This is a genomic window from Salipaludibacillus sp. CF4.18, from assembly GCF_051262595.1.
In the GTDB taxonomy this organism is placed as follows: domain Bacteria; phylum Bacillota; class Bacilli; order Bacillales; family Salisediminibacteriaceae; genus Salipaludibacillus; species Salipaludibacillus neizhouensis.
The window spans coordinates 39555-55454 of sequence record NZ_JBIMEV010000015.1; the positions used below are offsets into that span (position 1 = coordinate 39555).

Sequence of the window (15900 nt, forward strand, 5' to 3'; positions counted from 1 at the left end):
AACGCACACTATAATATAGGTGAAGTCAAAAATATTCAGAACATAACTACCAAATTATAAAAAACATACTACAACCCTGTCACTATATCAATCCCTATATGGAAAAAACAATTTTGTTTTTAATTGGTAGCTCGTGCTCTGTCACGTCAGCCAGAGCACGAGCTACCATACACAATACTACAACGGCATGATATTATGAACGCGAGAAATTGTGTTTAATTAACCGCTTTTATTAGATTTTCTTCATTGAATTTAGATCACGAATTTTAGATAAAGATTGTTGCATCTGTCCATTTAGGCCAATTCTGACGTTAACATAAAGTGCATCAATGATACTAAGCTGTGCGAGCTGTGATGATAGGGCTTCAGAACGGTAATCAGTTTCATCTGAAATAGTATAAAGCGGAATGTCGACACCATCACTGAGGGGGGATTTAGTTAGCGTAGTAATACCTATCGTTGTTGCGCCATTATTTTTAGCGATTTCTAATGCTTTCAAGATGTCATGATTTGAACCGGTTTGGGAAATAAACACAGCTACATCTTGGTCGGATAGCTGTGAAGCAGACATAAGTTGAAGGTGTGAGTCAGTGTAAGATGCAGTCGGAATTCCCGTGTTTATGAATTTATGATGAGCGTCTAAGACTGTTGCGCCAGAACCTCCGTCTCCATAAAAATGTACTAGATTAGCTAGTAAAATCGATTTCACAGCTTCTTTTAATACCTCACCATCAATAATAGATAGAGTCTCTTCCAACGCATGAATGTTCGATTTAAAGACTTTCTCTGTGATTGATTCTTGGTTGAATCCATTTAAATATGCCCTGCAAGTAGCTACTTCAGAGGCAAGTGAGATTTTCATCGCCCGATAACCTTTGAATCCAATTTTTTTACAAAAACGAAAAATAGTCGATTCAGCAACACAAAGATTATCTGCTACTTGGCTTATGGACGAATGAATAATTTCGTCAGGTTGTTCTAGAATATAGTCTGCAATCTTCTTATCTTTTGCTCGAAAGCTAGAATATAAAGCAAGGATACGATGTTTAGAATGACAGCTTTCTTTAGAAGTCATTTGATCATCTCCAAATAAATTATTGTTGATAAAATCTACAGTTAGAATGAGTAAATGGATAGGTAAAAAAATATTTTTTTTGAATATAGTAGAAAAAAGAAAGGAAATATCATATAATGGAACCAAGAGTTAAAACATAAGGTTCGCAAAACGGATTAAATCACCCGATAATCGTTGAAATGTTTTCCTTTAACATTTAATATATATTTAAATAGTTTGTTTGGCAAACAAATTAAGAATAATAAGGAGGATAGTGGGAAGATTGTTCATATAGGATCTTTTGGTTAAGAGGATCTAAATCATAGAAAGGGAGTATGGTGTGTGATGAAAACTTTTATAACAGAAGACTTTTTACTTTTCAATAAAACAGCAAAAGAACTTTACCATAACATCGCTAAAGATCTACCAATTATTGATTATCATAATCATTTAAACGATGTAGAAATCTTGGAGGACAAAAATTACTCAAACCTATCCGAAATTTGGCTTGCTGGAGATCATTATAAATGGCGTGCAATGCGTGCAAATGGTATCGATGAAGCCTATATTACTGGTGGTAAAAACGATTACGAAAAATTCTTGGCATGGGCAAAAACAGTTCCAAATACATTTGGTAATCCGCTTTATCATTGGACGCATTTAGAACTGTTGAGATATTTCGATATCGACAAGGTACTAAATGAAGAGTCAGCACCGGAAATATGGGAAGAAGCTAATGCAAAGTTAGCAACACCGGAATTTTCAGTAAGGTCGTTACTGAAAAGAGATAAAGTCGAGTTTGTAGGTACAACGGATGATCCAATAGATAATTTGCACAGTCATAGTAAGATGTTGAGAGAAGGTTATGAATGTAAAGTTTCACCGTCATTTCGACCAGATAAAGGTTTGGCAATTGAAAAAGAGGAATTTATCTCATGGGTTGAAAATCTAAGTGAAGTTTCAGGTGTCTCGATTAATAGTTATGGTGATTTCTTGGAAGCATTAGCAAAGCGTGTCGAATTTTTTGGTGAAATCGGTTGTCGCAGTTCAGATCACGGTATTAACGTGATGTTTTACGAAGAATCGAATCGTAACGAGATAGATACTTTATTTAAAAAACGACTAAATGGTGAAGAATTAACAGAAAGAGAAACAAATCAATATAAAACACATACGTTGCAGACATTAGGTGAACTATATGCTGATAAAGGATGGGTAATGCAACTCCATATAGGACCTCTTCGAAATAACAATACAAGAATGTTTGAGAGGATCGGTGCAGACAGCGGATTTGACTCGATGAACGACAGAAGGGTTGCGGAAAAACTTGCAAAATTTCTCGATTCTTTAGAAGTAAAAGGAAAACTACCAAAAACAGTTTTATACAGCTTAAATTCCCAGGACTATCAAGTTCTTGCAGCTATGGCTGGTAATTTTCAAAATGCAGAAGTCCCTGGGAAAGTTCAATTCGGAACTGCCTGGTGGTATAATGATACGATTGATGGAATGGAAGACCAAATGAAAACGTTAGCTAACACTGGCCTAATTAGTAATTTCATCGGTATGTTAACAGACTCTAGGAGTTTCTTATCATTATCTAGACACGATTACTTCAGACGAATACTATGTAACTTGTTAGGGACTTGGGTAGAAGAAGGAAAGGTACCAAAAGATATGGCATTACTTGAGAAGTACGTAAGAGGAATTTGTTATGAAAATGCTAAACGATACTTTTCTATCTAAAACATAAACTAAAATAGAAAGAAGGAAATGAACATGACAAAACAACAAATTGGTGTTATAGGTTTAGCAGTAATGGGGAAAAACTTAGCATTAAACATTGAAAGTAGAGGATATTCTGTTTCCGTATTTAACCGTACTTATGAAAAAACAGAAGTATTTTTAAACGAAGAAGCAAAAGGGAAAAACTTCGTTGGAGGTACCACTATTGAAGAGTTTGTTAATTCTTTGGAAAAACCACGTAAAATTTTATTAATGGTTCAAGCAGGTCCTGCAACAGATGCGACGATTGAATCATTGAAACCATACCTTGAAAAAGGCGATATCCTCATTGATGGAGGGAATACACTATTTGAAGATACCATCCGTCGTAATAAAGAGTTAGACAAAACAGGTATTCACTTTATTGGAACGGGGGTTTCTGGTGGCGAAGAAGGGGCTCTAAAAGGTCCTTCCATTATGCCTGGTGGACAAAAGGAAGCCTACGAACTCGTTGCTCCAATTTTTGAAGCTATCTCAGCAAAAGTAGATGGACAACCTTGTACAGATTATATTGGCCCAGATGGTGCCGGACATTACGTGAAAATGGTACACAACGGCATTGAATATGGTGACATGCAATTAATTTCTGAAGCCTACTTCATTTTGAAAAATGTATTAGGTCTAGATACAAAAGAACTTCATGAAGTTTTTGCAGAATGGAACAAAGGAGAATTGGACAGTTATTTGATAGAAATCACTGCAGATATCTTTACTAAAGTCGATGATGAAACCGGTAAACCACTGGTGGATGTTATTTTGGATACAGCAGGGCAAAAAGGAACTGGGAAGTGGACGAGTAAAAATGCATTGGATTTAGGGGTCTCACTCCCATTGATTACAGAGTCTGTATTCGCTCGATTTATTTCAGCGATGAAGGAAGAACGAGTGGAAGCAAGTAAAGTAATTAAAGGACCTAAAACTACTAAATTTGATGGAAAGAAAGCAGAATTAATTGAAGCAGTTCGTAAAGCACTCTACATGGGTAAAATTTGTTCTTATGCGCAAGGTTTTGCTCAAATGCGTGCTCAATCCGAAGAGAGTGATTGGAACTTAGCATACGGAAATATCGCAATGATTTGGCGCGGAGGTTGTATTATCCGATCGCAATTCCTGCAGAAAATCACAGAAGCCTATGATAACGAACCAGGTTTAAAGAACCTCATGTTGGATCCGTATTTTAAAGAAATTGTTGAAGAGTATCAATCTGCACTTCGTGAAGTTGTTTCACTAGCCATTCAGCAAGGTATTGCGGTACCAACACTTTCTAGTGCAATAGCATACTTCGATAGCTATCGTTCTGAAGATTTACCAGCTAATCTACTTCAGGCACAGCGTGACTACTTTGGTGCGCATACGTATCAGCGTAAAGACAAAGAAGGTGTATTTCATACTAAGTGGGTTTAAATAACAAATGCAACAAATAGTAAAAATTGAAGGGCACTGAAAAAGTCGAGTTTTATTTTTTCAGTGCCCTTCAGATGCATTGAGCAAAGTCTCTGCAGCTTTTGAAAGCCAATTAGGAGCGCATTTTTTAATTTGCGTGCGGAGAGAAAAGCCATTACTAGGTGTGAGGAGTTTTGTTTATACTGGCCGCATTAATAAAATTTGAAAGTAAATGAATATTATGTTTTAGAGCGATACTTTTGGGAATAGTAAAGCTGATTAATTTACTTCTTTTTCTTCCAATGATAGAGAAATATCTAAGAAATGTTGGATGGCTAGTGCACATGCTCCCATGACACAAGCTTTTTTCCCTAGATCTGACAGAACTATTTCTCTATATTGACTCACAGAGGAGACTAAATTACTTTTAATTTCCTCTACTGCATCAGGGTACAATCGCAATAGTTCACTGTTTATGACAAGTGTTTCTGGATTGTACAAGTTAATAATGTTATTCACTCCTATTGAAATATTTTTAATGAATTGGTCCATCTGCTTGCAAGTTATTATATTTTTATCTGCCAGTAATTTTTGAACATCGTTTAATGACAAATTAGGATTGTTCAATGATCTCGCTAGTTGTTCTAAAAAGCTTGTTTCCGAGGCATAACCTTCCCAACAACCTAAATTCCCGCATTCACAAAGTTTTCCATCAGGGAAGATGATCATATGTCCCATTTCACCAGCGTATCCATGGTATCCTTTCTCGAGCTTCCCATCAATCATGATTCCAGTTCCGATTCCGGAGGATAGGATGAGGGTAAGTAGATGATCACTTTTATCATGTCGGTAAACATTTTCGGCATATGCCGAAAGGTTAGCGTTGTTTTCAACGGATATGAAAATATTTATTTCTTTTTCGAGATCGGTTTTCAAATCTTTATGGTGCCATTGGAATTTTGGAATAAACAAGATACTTTCGTTTTTATTTACAGTCCCATGCACCCCAATCATGACACTAATCAAGCCATAACGACTGTGAGTACACTTGGCCATATAAGCTTTTATTTGTTTGATGAGAATCTGAACAATCTCCTCATAATTATCGGTTTCAAGTTTATTAGTATAACTGTAAACGGGATTACCAAGCAAATCAGACACTGTATACTGAATCTCATGTTTGTCTAAGTCGATTCCTAATACAAATCCTGCTTCTTGATTTATTGAAAGCATGATCGGTCGCCTGCCAACTACATTGTGCTCTTGACGTGTCTCGATAATTAATTCTTCTTCGAGTAATCGAGCGACCTGAACGGAGATTGTTGCTTTATTTAATCCTGTGATTTTTGATAAATCAGCTCGTGAAATGAGACCATTTTCGTTTATTTTGCTTAATATTAAACTCCTGTTTATTTTTTTTATAAAAGCTCCATCAGCTGTGATCATGAAATTCCTCCTTCAAATCATTAATTTGTTAGCTAAACAAATTATATACTAAAATAGACACTAAGTTTATACTAAAGTGGCGATATAATTAAACTTATATACATCTCTAGACATTTGAGAAACATTTATAATTTTTATAGGAAAGCTAATAATACATTATTATAGCAAAAAAAGAGGTGTTTGAAATGAAAATCCTATATTTCGATTGTTTTTCCGGCATAAGTGGTGATATGACCATTAGTTCCTTAGTTGACGCTGGAGCAGATAAAAAAATATTAGAAGAAGAGTTAAAGAAACTTAATATGGAAGATGAGTATGAACTAAAGTGGACGAAAGTCATTAAAAACGGAATTAATAGTCTGAAATTCGATGTTGTATTAATGAGTGAAGAACACCATCACAATCACAAGCATGATGACGATGAACATAGCCACCGCCATCAAGGTCATACTCATGATCACAACCACAACCATAATCATACGCATAGTCACGCCGATGGTCACCATCATCATCATCGATCCTATAAAGATATTGTGGAGCTCATTGAATCAGCGGATTTTTCTGAAGAAGTCACAAGGACAGCGTTAAAAATATTCACGAAAATCGGTGAGGCAGAGGGAAAAATTCATGGAATGCCTTTGGATAAGGTCCACTTTCATGAAGTGGGTGCAGTAGATTCTATTATTGATATTGTTGGGACTTCCATATTAATTCACGACCTAGGTATAGATGAAGTTAGATCGTCGTCTATCCCTGTAGGATCAGGAAAAATCCATATTGATCACGGGGTATACCCTGTACCAGCACCTGCTACGCTTGAAATCTTACGGGGAGTACCAATCGCTGAAACGAACATAAAAGCAGAACTGACAACACCAACAGGAGCAGCAATCATTGCAGTACTAGCTGAGGTATTTTCTTCAATACCTTCGATGAAAGTAGAGACAATAGGTTATGGTGCTGGAACAAAAACTTTTAAAGCACATCCTAACGTACTTAGAGTAATTATCGGAGATGTAAATTAACAGTAATCATTTTTAAGTAAGTGAAAGCAACAAATTTGAGTAACTAATTTATGTAAATAAGAAAAGAGGCGGATTTATTATGGCAACAAATATTGAGAACTTATCTATTAATACGATTAGAACATTATCCATCGATAGCATTGAAAAAGCACAATCTGGTCATCCAGGAATGCCTATGGGTGCGGCACCAATGGCTTATAAACTGTTTTCCGAGTATATGAATCATAATCCAGCTAATCCTGACTGGTTTAATCGTGACCGTTTTATTTTGTCGGCAGGGCACGGATCCATGCTTTTGTATAGCTTATTACATTTGCATGGCTATGATTTAAAAATGGAAGATCTAAAAGAATTTAGGCAGTGGGGAAGCCGTACACCTGGACACCCAGAAGTGGGGGAAACGCCTGGAGTAGAAGCTACCACCGGTCCTTTAGGTCAGGGTCTTGCTATGTCTGTCGGATTTGCCATGGCAGAACGTCATCTAGCTGCTACGTACAATCGTGATCAGTACAATGTCGTTGATCATTTTACATACAGCATTTGTGGTGACGGAGATTTAATGGAAGGTGTTTCTGCAGAAGCATCATCGTTAGCTGGACATTTGAAACTCGGTCGACTCATTGTAATGTATGACTCCAATAATATTTCGTTAGATGGTGATTTGCATGAGTCGTTCTCAGAAAGTGTGGAAGGTCGTTATAAAGCTTACGGTTGGCAAGTGATTAGAGTGGAAAATGGAAATGATCTAGAGGAAATTTCAAAAGCCATTGCATCAGCTAAAGATGATGACCGCCCGACCCTTATCGAAGTAAAAACAGTGATCGGTTACGGTTCTCCTAATAAAAGTGGAAAATCAGCCTCTCACGGTGCTCCGCTAGGTGAAGATGAAATAAAGTTAACAAAAGATGCCTACAAATGGACATTTGAGGAAGACTTTCATGTACCGGACGAAGTAAGAGCTCATTATGAAAAGCTTGCTGAAAAAGGAAAACAAAAAGAAGAAGCATGGAATGACATGTTTGAGGGATATAATAAAGCACACCCAGAGCTTGCAGCAAAGCTTAAAACTGTGATCAAAGGCGAACTCCCGAAAGGTTGGGCTGAGGATGTACCGGTTTACGAAGAAGGAGATAAAGCTGCAACACGCGCTTCAGGAGGCGATGTACTAAATGCGCTAGCGAAAAAAGTTCCAAGTCTTATTGGAGGCTCAGCTGATTTAGCTTCTTCAAATAAAACAATGTTAAAAGGTGAAGAGAACTTCAGCCGAAACAATTATGGCGGACGAAACATTTGGTTTGGCGTGCGTGAATTTGCCATGGCCGCAGCTGCCAATGGGATGGCCCTTCATGGAGGGGTAAGGCCGTACGTAGCTACATTCTTTGTCTTCTCTGATTACTTACGTCCAGCTATAAGACTTTCATCGATCATGAATGTACCTGTCACATATGTATTTACCCATGATAGTGTTGCTGTAGGTGAAGACGGTCCAACGCATGAGCCTGTTGAGCAGTTATCGGCACTGCGTGCTATACCTGGCTTGTCTGTCATTCGTCCGGCTGACGGAAACGAAGTCGCTGCTGCTTGGAAAATAGCCCTTGAAACGAAAGACCAGCCAACCGCACTTGTGCTGACACGCCAAGATTTGCCTACGCTTCCTGCTTCGAAGGAGAACGCTTATGAAGGTGTGAAGAAAGGTGCTTATGTTGTGTCAAAAGCAAGTGGGAACGTAGATGGACTTCTTCTTGCTACCGGGTCTGAGGTTTCATTAGCAGTAGAAGCTCAAAAGGCTCTAGATAAAGAAGGTATCCAAGTTTCAGTCGTTAGTATGCCAAGCTGGGATCGCTTTGAACTGCAGTCTGTTGAATATAAAGAGTCTGTTCTACCCAAACATATTAAACTCCGTTTAGGAATTGAAATGGCTGTCACACTAGGCTGGGATCGTTACACAGGGGACCAAGGTTCCGTTCTTGGAATTGATACATTCGGTGCCTCAGCACCAGGAGACCGTATCATGAAAGAATATGGATTTACAGTTGAAAGTGTGGTCTCCCGTTTCAAACAACTAGTAGAAAAATAAATTGTTATAGTGATTACGAGGGTCCCATAACATTAATCTTGAAAGGAGTGATTTAGTTGAATGAAGAACTCATGGTTCATTATCGTTTACAAGGAAGCTACGGATATTCTTTTGACTATCACTCTCATCAAGAATATGAAATATATTTGTTCCATGCTGGCTCATGCAGGTATTTGATTCACAATCAAATTTATGATTTACAACCAGGTGATATTTTATTGATGGATGGTATGGCTTTGCATAGAGCGAATGTTCTAAACCATAGTGAATATACTAGGAGTCATATTCATTTTTCACCTAAATGGCTAAGCGGTGTGTTGGATGAGATGGGTAGCCACTATTTACTTGAAGTATTCCGAAAGCTACATCATTGTCTGATTCGAACGAATGAAAACAGAGAATCTGTGCGCTTATCAAGCCTGATACAACAAATGACTGATCTACAACAAAATCATAAATATCAAGCTATTCAAACACAAACAGAACTTAAAGTGTTGTTATTACAAGTATTGATTATAGTCGATCATCTTAGTGAAAAAGAATATACTGAAATTCCGAATAACAAGGGAGCAAAAGCCGAACATGCTGAAAATATAGCAGCTTATGTTCAAGTTAACTTCAAGCAAAAACTATCGATAGAAAAAATTTCACAAAGTTTAAATTTAAGTAAATCTTATGTATCTCATGTTTTCAAAGAAATGACTGGATTTACAGTGATGGAATATTTAATGGCATGTCGATTAACGCAGGTAAAGTATACTCTTGAAATGGAACCCGATAAACAATTAAAAGATATAGCTTATGATTGTGGTTTTGAAAGTGTAGCCCATTTTAGCCGCTATTTCCGCCAAAAAGTGGGAGTAACACCAAAGGGATACCGACGATTACGACTGAGTGAATATCGTAACTAGCTAGGCTACTCCTTTTGTCTATTGATGCATTACCTTTCCACAGTCAAAATAAATAGATTTTTAATGAAGTTATTTTCAAAGAGGAATCTTTTAGAATAACTTTTTTCATTAGTAGAGCAGTCTCAGTCAATTTCACGAAAAATATAAACAGTACTAGGTAATGATATACATGTCTTTTTCTTATACAATGTAATTAGTTCCACTACACGTCTTGTAATAAATAAAAGGATTACATTGTTCGGAAGATGACTTGAAACTGTTTACGTATTTAGTAATAATTTAGCATAAAAAAATTGCACTAACGTGCAAGTATATTAAGAATATTCAAGTTTGTTTATTTTATATTAAAAAAATGAAAGGAAGTTGATTATGAAAAAAGTAAGACTTGGTATTATCGGATTAGGTGCACAAGGTGCTGCATATGCAGGATTTATTAAAGAGGGTAGAGTCAAAAACATGGAAATTGGTGCAATTTGTGACACTGATCCAGAAAAAAAAGCAATAGCAGAAGAAAAGTATTCTGATGTCCCATTTTATGAAAATTATGTTGATATGTTAGATAGTGGAGATATAGATGCCATCGTTACTTGTGTACCGCACTATTTACATCCTGAAATGGGAATCGAATCGTTAAAAAGAAACATCCATGCTTTAGTAGAAAAACCAGCTGGGGTTTATACGAAGCAAGTGAAAGAACTCAACGAATTTGCTGAAACAAAACCGGAATTAACATTTGGTATAATGTTCAACCAACGAACAAATGAACTATACCAAAAAGTGAAAGAAGTTATTGACAATGGTGATATTGGCGGCATCCGTCGAACAAACTGGATTATTACAACTTGGTGGAGACCACAAGGGTACTATGACCAAAGTGCTTGGAGAGCCACATGGGACGGTGAAGGTGGTGGCGTTCTTGTAAATCAGGCACCACACCAATTAGACTTACTGCAATGGATTTGCGGGATTCCAAAAAAAGTTTATTCTAATGTGAAATACGGGTATCAGCGAGACATTGCCGTTGAGGATGAGGTAACGACAATACTCGATTATGGAAATGGCGCAACTGGTGTATTTGTTACTTGTACACATGACATTATGGGGACAGACCGTTTCGAAATTTTAGGGGATAAAGGTAAAATTGTTGTAGATGATAGTAAAAAAGTGACGATTAAAAGACTAAAGCAACCTGAGTCTGAGATGAGCGATACGATGACCATGCAAGATGTGATGAAAATTTTCATGGGTGATAGTGCTGGTGAAATTTTTGACGAAGAAGTACTAGAGTATGAAAGTGTATGGGGGGCGCAACACACTGCCGTTATGGAGAACTTTGCTGCAAATATTCTAGAAGGTGAACCTTTATTAGCACCAGGAAGTGATGGCATTCATGGCGTTGCTTTAGCAAATGCCATTCATTTGTCAAGTTGGTTAGGGAAAGAAGTCGATTTACCAGTTGATGAAGAATTGTATCTTTCTGAATTAAATAAAAAGATTGAAGAAGAAAAACAAACACGTAATAAATAATACAATCTAAACTAACTCATTGCCGATTAAGGTTGTGAGTTAGTTTTCAAAAGGGGGTGGGTCTATGCTTAACGTTGCTGTTATTGGACTTGGTGACATTTCTAAAATTCATATACCAGCTATTGAAGCAAACCCAAACGTACATTTAGTGGCGGTATGTGATATTGATGTTACTTTAAAAAATTCAGTGGAAGGCGTCACTTTCTATACCGATTATTTGGATATGTTGGAAAAGGAAAAATTAGATTGTATTCACATTTGTTTGCCACACTATCTTCATTATATTGCAACAAAAACGTGTGTTGAAAAAGGGATCGACGTTTTCCTTGAAAAGCCCCTTGCACGGAATGCAGAAGAGGGAATGGCTCTAGTCAAATTAGAAGAAAAATATAAAGATGTTAAAATATGTGTGAGTCTTCAAAACCGATTAAATGAAACCGTTGAAAAAATTCAAGAGATTATTAATAGTGGTGAGTACGGAAAAGTAACTGGATTAAAAGGACTTGTTACTTGGTTTCGACCTAAGTCATATTATGATGTCAAACCATGGCGAGGGATCATGAAATATGCAGGTGGGGGTGTGATGATCAATCAAGCCATTCACACGTTGGATTTCATGCAGTTAATCGGTGGGGAAATTCATAAAATAAGAGGATCTATCGATAATTTAGTTGATTATGGATATGAGGTAGAAGATACTGCTACAGCTAATATTAAATTTAAAAATGGTGCAACAGGATTGTTTTTTGCAACCGTGACCAATGCAACAAACTCATCCGTTGAACTACAAGTTCTTTTGGAAAGAGGAAAGTTAACAATTAAAGATAGCATCTTGACAAAGGCTCATTGTGATGGGGAAAAAGAGAAAGTAATTGAAGATGCAAAGTTACCCGGAAGCAAGTTTTATTACGGAGCGAGCCATTCAAAATTGATAGATCAGTTCTATGATTGCATTATAAATGATACAGACGATTATATCCATGTGAAAGAAGCACAAGTATCAATGGAAATGATCAGTACAATTCGAAAATCATCCGAATTAAAAAAAGAGATTAATATGGGGGTCTATCAATGAAAAAAGGTAAAATCGGAGTTCAGATGATGATGCTTAAAGGCAAGGTTGAAGAGCTAGGTGTCTATGAAACGATGAGGAAATTAAATGAACTGGGATACCATGCAGTGGAAGTTTCTCAAATTCCAATGACAGAAGAAAATGTATCAGAGTTAAGGCGAGCAAGTGAAGATTTCAATATCGAAATTGCCGCACTTTCTGCCCCTTTAGAGCCAATGCTACCTGGAATGGAAGGGGAAACCTTGAAAGATAACTTCGACAAGATTGTTAATGATTGTAAAACTTTAGACTGTAATTTTTTACGCATTGGTATGTTACCATTCAATAAAATGGCGGATAAAAATAAAATAATGGAGTTTATCAACGATGCTGAAGAAATGGCAGCGCGCTTGGCTGAACATGGGATTGAATTGTATTATCATACACATCATATTGAATTCCAGAAATACGATGGAGAATATCTATTGGATATGATGAAAAATAACACATCTAAACTAGGTTTTGAATTAGATGTTCACTGGATTCAGCGAGCAGGCGAAGATCCTGTTAAAATGATTAAACAATATGCAGGTCGAATTGCATTATTGCACTTAAAAGATTATCGTATCGGAACATTAGATGTGAAGGAAGAAGATTTCAAAGACATGGGTAAATTCTTCGGAAAGTTCACCAATCTCATTGAATTTGCAGAAATTGGGGAAGGAAACCTTGATATGAAAGCGATTATTGAGACTGGACTTGAGAGTGGATCGCAATATTTCTTGATTGAGCAAGATGATACTTACGGTCGGGATCCTTTTGACTGTTTGAAAAGATCAGGTGATAACTTAAGAAAGTTAGGTTACTCTGACTGGTTTTAATGAGTAGCAAAAAAGAAAATGAAAAAGAATATCAAATAGATTGGAATAAAGGAGTAATGTTTCATGAGTAAAGACGGAATGACGTATGCGCCAAAAGGGAAACCGAACCCAGTTGTAAAAGAAGGTGAATTTCAAATCGCAGCAGTAGCACTTGATCATGGTCACATTTACGGAATGTGTAATGGATTAGTGGAAGCAGGAGCTAGTTTGAAATGGGTGTACGACCCTGATACGAACAAAGTGAATGAATTCCTTGAAAAGTTTCCAGACGTTCAAGTAGCCGACTCCTTAGAACAAATTTTAGACGATGAATCGATTAAATTAATAGCTGGTGCCGCCATACCATCTGAGAGAAGTGCACTTGGTAATAAAGTAATGAAAGCAGGAAAAGATTATTTTACAGATAAAACGCCTTTCACAACAAAAGCTCAATTGGCAGAAACGAAGCGAGTAGTTGAAGAGACAGGACAAAAATATATGGTTTATTTCAGTGAGCGCCTTCACGTAGAAGGTGCGGTGTTTGCGGGTGACCTTATTAGAGATGGTGCCATTGGTCGTGTTATTCAAGTGACTGGTTTTGGTCCGCATCGATTAAATGCTTCAAGTCGTCCGGATTGGTTTTTTAATAAACAACAATATGGTGGGATTCTATGTGATATTGGTAGTCATCAAATAGAACAATTTTTATATTATGCAGGCTGTGAAGATGCGGAAATATTACACAGTAAAGTGGGGAACTATAATAATCCTGACTATCCAGAATTAGAGGATTACGGTGATACCACGTTACGTGGGGATAATGGTGCGACACAATATTTTAAAGTAGATTGGTTCACACCCGATGGATTGAGCACATGGGGTGATGGACGTACTTTCATTACGGGAACGGAAGGAACGATTGAAATTCGTAAATACGTTGATGTGGCTCGAGAAGAAACCGGTGATCACTTATTCCTTGTAAATAAAAATGGTGAAAAACACTTTAAACTATCAGGAGAAGTAGGGTTCCCATTCTTTGGTGAGTTCATCAAGGATTGTATTCATCGTACGGAAAATGCGATGACTCAGGCTCACGCATTTAAAGCTGCAGAACTGTGTTTAGAGGCACAAGAACAAGCAGTGGTTGTAACAAAGTAGGTTTTAAAGTGCTGTTTTCAAAATTAGTCAATGACTGATTTTAAGGCAGCACTTTTTATATATTATCTCTAGCGTCTTTTAAGAGGTGCAAAAACATACAAATAGTCCAACTAATGCTTGTACCACTATACTTTTCTTGACTAAATATACATGCAATGATAATCTATAATCATCAATTTGTTTGACGGGTAAATTAATTCGAAATGAAAGTAAAGAACATACTTAATGTCTTGAAAAGGATACAAGTAATAGCATTACTTGTATATAAGAGGGATTAACGTGCGTTTTAATGGGAATAAAAATATAAAAGGGACTTACTATTAACATTGTAGAGAAAAGGAGTGATCATAATCCATGGGTATTATTCAAGATTTGCTAAAGGATATCCCTGTTCCAAAGATGGCAAAAGTGAAGCAGAATTTTTCAACAGCCAAAGTAGAAGACTTTGATGCCGTCTTACAAGCAGAATTAGATAAGGATTATATAAGAAAAACAGTAAAACCAGGAATGGAAATAGCTGTTGCCGTGGGGAGCAGAGGTTTGGACCGCCTTGTAGATTTGACCGCTGGTACAGTGGAATTTCTTCAGGATTTAGGAGCTAAACCTTTCATAGTACCTTGCATGGGAAGTCATGGAGGTGCTACCGACGAGGGGCAGAAAGCTGTTCTTGAACATTTAGGGATAACGAAGGAAAGTGTTCATGCAGAAATACGTTCTTCTATGGAAGTAATAAAAATAGGAGAATTGGATAATGGTCTGCCAGTCTATATAGATAAAATATCGTCACAAGCAGATGGGATTGTGGTCATTAACAGAGTCAAGCCACACACAGCATTTCGGGGTCCAGTTGAGAGTGGCATTATGAAAATGATCAGTATTGGACTTGGGAAACAAAAAGGAGCTGAAGCGTGCCATCAACTAGGCTTTAAGCATATGCACGAGTTCGTACCTGAAATGGCCAAGATGATCATGGATAAGATGCCAATTCTATTTGCAGTTGCGTCTGTGGAAAATGCGTTTGATAAGGTCGTGAAAATAGAAGCCTTAGCTCCAGCAGAAGTAGAAGAACGAGAGACGGAGCTGCAAAAAATGGCAAAGAAACTTTTGCCTAAGATTTATTTTGACCAAATAGATGTTCTGGTGATCGATAAAATCGGTAAAAATATTAGTGGAGATGGTATGGATCCGAATATTACCGGTCGATATCCGACACCTTATCCACACGGAGGCCCCGATGTAACGAAAATGGTGGTACTCGACTTAACAGATCAAACAGAAGGAAATGCGAACGGAGTCGGAACATCAGATTTTACGACACAACGCCTTGTGGACAAGATGGACCGTGATACTACGTATGCAAATGGTTTAACATCAACAGTAGTTAGACCAACTCATATTTCTACAACTTTACCAGATGATCGACAGGGAATTCAGGCAGCGATTAAAACATGTAATATATTGGACTTTACAAAAGTAAAGATGGTTCGAATTAAAAATACATTAGAGTTAAGTGAGATAGAAGTGTCAGAAGCACTAATAAAAGATGTAAACGAAAATTCAAATACGGAACAGATTTCTAATTTATACGAACTAGAATTCAATAATGACGGAAATCTGTTTTAAAAC

12 protein-coding genes are annotated in these 15900 nt (G+C 37.0%); 10 read left to right on the forward strand and 2 right to left on the reverse strand.

Annotation, left to right across the window (positions count from 1 at the left end; genetic code table 11):
* Positions 1-232 precede the first annotated feature (232 nt).
* Complete coding sequence (locus tag ACHABW_RS11545) at positions 233-1075, reverse strand: MurR/RpiR family transcriptional regulator (protein ID WP_435755449.1); 843 nt, start codon at positions 1073-1075, stop codon at positions 233-235.
* A 324-nt stretch (positions 1076-1399) separates the two neighbouring features.
* Here ACHABW_RS11545 and uxaC point away from each other — a divergent pair, with 324 nt between their 5' ends.
* On the forward strand, positions 1400-2797 hold the full coding sequence (gene uxaC / locus ACHABW_RS11550) for a glucuronate isomerase (RefSeq protein WP_435755490.1): 1398 nt from the start codon (positions 1400-1402) through the stop codon (positions 2795-2797).
* Between the two features lie 33 nt (positions 2798-2830).
* A complete protein-coding gene (gene gndA / locus ACHABW_RS11555) occupies positions 2831-4240 on the forward strand; it encodes an NADP-dependent phosphogluconate dehydrogenase (RefSeq protein WP_435755450.1) in 1410 nt (469 codons plus the stop codon).
* A gap of 258 nt (positions 4241-4498) precedes the next feature.
* Here gndA and ACHABW_RS11560 read toward each other — a convergent pair whose 3' ends face one another.
* A complete protein-coding gene (locus ACHABW_RS11560) occupies positions 4499-5665 on the reverse strand; it encodes an ROK family protein (RefSeq protein ID WP_435755451.1) in 1167 nt (388 codons plus the stop codon).
* Between the two features lie 185 nt (positions 5666-5850).
* Between ACHABW_RS11560 and ACHABW_RS11565 the strand changes: the two genes are divergently transcribed.
* The 8 genes from ACHABW_RS11565 (at position 5851) to ACHABW_RS11600 (ending at position 15897) form a co-directional block, all read left to right on the forward strand.
* Entirely contained in the window at positions 5851-6690 is an 840-nt protein-coding gene (locus tag ACHABW_RS11565) for a LarC family nickel insertion protein (RefSeq protein WP_435755452.1), read from the forward strand.
* Between the two features lie 79 nt (positions 6691-6769).
* Positions 6770-8767 (forward strand): transketolase, encoded by a 1998-nt coding sequence (gene tkt / locus ACHABW_RS11570; protein WP_435755453.1) that lies wholly within the window; start codon positions 6770-6772, stop codon positions 8765-8767.
* 56 nt (positions 8768-8823) lie between these two features.
* Complete coding sequence (locus ACHABW_RS11575; RefSeq protein ID WP_435755454.1) at positions 8824-9678, forward strand: AraC family transcriptional regulator; 855 nt, start codon at positions 8824-8826, stop codon at positions 9676-9678.
* Between the two features lie 369 nt (positions 9679-10047).
* Positions 10048-11205, forward strand: a complete 1158-nt coding sequence (locus ACHABW_RS11580; RefSeq protein WP_435755455.1) for a Gfo/Idh/MocA family protein — start codon at positions 10048-10050, stop codon at positions 11203-11205.
* Positions 11206-11269: 64 nt separating this feature from the next.
* Positions 11270-12280 carry a Gfo/Idh/MocA family protein gene (locus ACHABW_RS11585; protein WP_435755456.1) on the forward strand — a complete coding sequence of 337 codons (1011 nt, stop codon included), beginning with the start codon at positions 11270-11272 and terminating at the stop codon, positions 12278-12280.
* On the forward strand, positions 12277-13137 hold the full coding sequence (locus ACHABW_RS11590) for a sugar phosphate isomerase/epimerase family protein (protein WP_435755457.1): 861 nt from the start codon (positions 12277-12279) through the stop codon (positions 13135-13137). The genes ACHABW_RS11585 and ACHABW_RS11590 overlap by 4 nt, the downstream gene beginning before the upstream one ends.
* 63 nt (positions 13138-13200) lie before the next feature.
* Entirely contained in the window at positions 13201-14274 is a 1074-nt protein-coding gene (locus ACHABW_RS11595; RefSeq protein ID WP_435755458.1) for a Gfo/Idh/MocA family protein, read from the forward strand.
* A 354-nt stretch (positions 14275-14628) separates the two neighbouring features.
* Positions 14629-15897: a lactate racemase domain-containing protein gene (locus tag ACHABW_RS11600; RefSeq protein WP_435755459.1), complete on the forward strand. Its 1269-nt coding sequence runs from the start codon at positions 14629-14631 to the stop codon at positions 15895-15897.
* Positions 15898-15900 lie beyond the last annotated feature (3 nt).